This is a genomic window from Mesorhizobium sp. M2A.F.Ca.ET.039.01.1.1 (assembly GCF_003998035.1).
In the GTDB taxonomy this organism is placed as follows: Bacteria; Pseudomonadota; Alphaproteobacteria; order Rhizobiales; family Rhizobiaceae; genus Mesorhizobium.
Genome location: NZ_RZRY01001156.1, coordinates 1 through 1,326, shown reverse-complemented (window position 1 = coordinate 1,326; position 1,326 = coordinate 1). Strand labels below are relative to the sequence as shown.

Annotated in this window: 1 pseudogene; it reads left to right on the top strand. The window is 65.6% G+C overall.

Annotated elements, in window-relative coordinates:
• Positions 1-1,326, top strand: a pseudogene (locus EOA24_RS38135) (lactate dehydrogenase); the annotation flags it as partial.

The following is a 1,326-nucleotide window of genomic DNA, read 5'->3' as shown; positions in this document are numbered from 1 at the left end:
GTCATGGGCTGATGCAGGTCGTCGACGGCGCGCCGGAGCCGGTCAGGATCCGCAAGGGTCGCGCCGGCGACGGCATCCCGCAAAAACATGTCCGGATCATCCAGAAGCTGGTCCCCATCCGCGATGCCGTGCGCGCGGTGCTGAGGTGCCAAGAGCTCGACCGACCGTTTCGGCAAGCGCAGGTCGCCCTGCGCGTCGCCTGGTCGAGCTTTGTCAGGGATTTCGGCCCGATCAACACCACCGTCGTCTCGACCACCGAGGATGAGGAAACCGGTGAGGTGCGCGAGACGCATCGCCGTCCGAACCTACAGCCGTTTGTGGATGACCCCGATTGCTGGCTCGTCGCCTCGATCGAGGACTATGATCTCGAATCCGACACCGCGCGGCCCGGCCCGATCTTCACCGAGCGCGTGATCGCGCCGCCATCGCCGCCGCTCATGAGCTCTGCCGCGGACGCGCTCGCCGTGGTCCTCAACGAACGCGGCGGCGTCGACCTCGACCACATCGCCGAGCTTTTACATTCCGATACCGACAATGTCGTCGCCGAACTCGGCAGCGCCATTTTCCGCGATCCGGCGACCGGGTCCTGGCAGACGGCGGATGCCTATCTGTCGGGCGCGGTGCGCGACAAGCTGAAGACCGCCGAGGCCGCGGCATCGCTCGATCCCGGCTATCAACGCAATGTCGCGGCGCTCAGGGAAGTGCAGCCCGCCGATCTCAGCCCCTCCGACATTACAGCGCGACTCGGGGCGCCGTGGATTCCGGCCACCGATGTCGTTGCCTTCGTCAAGGAGAGCATGGGTGCGGAGATAAAGATCCATCACATGCCCGAACTTGCCTCATGGACCCTCGAGGCCCGTCAGCTTGGGTGGACTGCCGCCGGAACCTCGGAATGGGGCACCGATCGCCGGCACGCCGGCGAACTGCTCGCCGATGCGCTGAACAGCCGCGTCCCGCAGATATTCGATACCATCCGGGACGGCCAGACCGAGCGCCGCGTCCTCAACGTCGTCGATACCGAGGCCGCGAAGGAGAAGTTGCAGAAGATCAAGACCGCCTTCCAGAACTGGGTCTGGTCCGATCCCGATCGCACCGACCGCCTGGCGCGTGTCTACAATGACCGTTTCAACAACATCGTCCCGCGAAGGTTCAGTGGCGACCATCTGCGGCTTCCGGGCGCCTCTGGCGCCTTTTCGCTTTATGGGCACCAGAAGCGCGGCATCTGGCGCATCGTCTCGGCCGGCTCGACCTATCTCGCCCACGCCGTTGGCGCCGGCAAGACGATGACGATAGCCGCCGCGATCATGGAGCAGAAGCGCCTCGGGC